The sequence below is a fragment of the Pseudomonas sp. Fl4BN1 genome (genome assembly GCF_009908285.1).
In the GTDB taxonomy this organism is placed as follows: domain Bacteria; phylum Pseudomonadota; class Gammaproteobacteria; order Pseudomonadales; family Pseudomonadaceae; genus Aquipseudomonas.
This window is the reverse complement of record NZ_JAAARM010000138.1, coordinates 1-397: the sequence shown is the minus strand read 5'-3', so window position 1 is coordinate 397 and position 397 is coordinate 1. Positions and strand designations below refer to the sequence as shown.

At 54.4% G+C, this 397-nt stretch carries 1 pseudogene; it reads right to left on the bottom strand.

Annotated features, from left to right (window positions below):
• Positions 1-397, bottom strand: a pseudogene (locus tag GV818_RS33935) (transporter substrate-binding domain-containing protein); the annotation flags it as partial.

The window sequence follows — 397 nt, the reverse complement described above, 5'->3', positions numbered from 1 at the left end:
GATTTCACCGATCTTGGCGGTCCACTCAGGATCACCTTTTTCGGCGATCACGACAAGCGGTTCACGGAAGGCATAGCCGCCATCAAGAATTCGGACGGGATATCCGTTCTTGATTGCGTTCTGTGCTGTTTGCTCCGGGGCGATGACCGCATCCAGACGGACCCCGTCGCCAAGGCGAAGATCGTCAAATGGCAGCATTGAATCGGCAAAGGTACGAACTTCACCTGGTTCGACTTTATACTCGACCGGTGGCAGGCCCGGAGCATCGATCTCAAGCTGACGACGGATAAAATCTTCTGACGTCGTTGCCGTCTCGACACCGATGGTCTTGCCGTTCAAATCCGCGCTCGATTTGGCTTTGCTGTCCTTATGAACGACGTAGACATAGGGGCTGTAG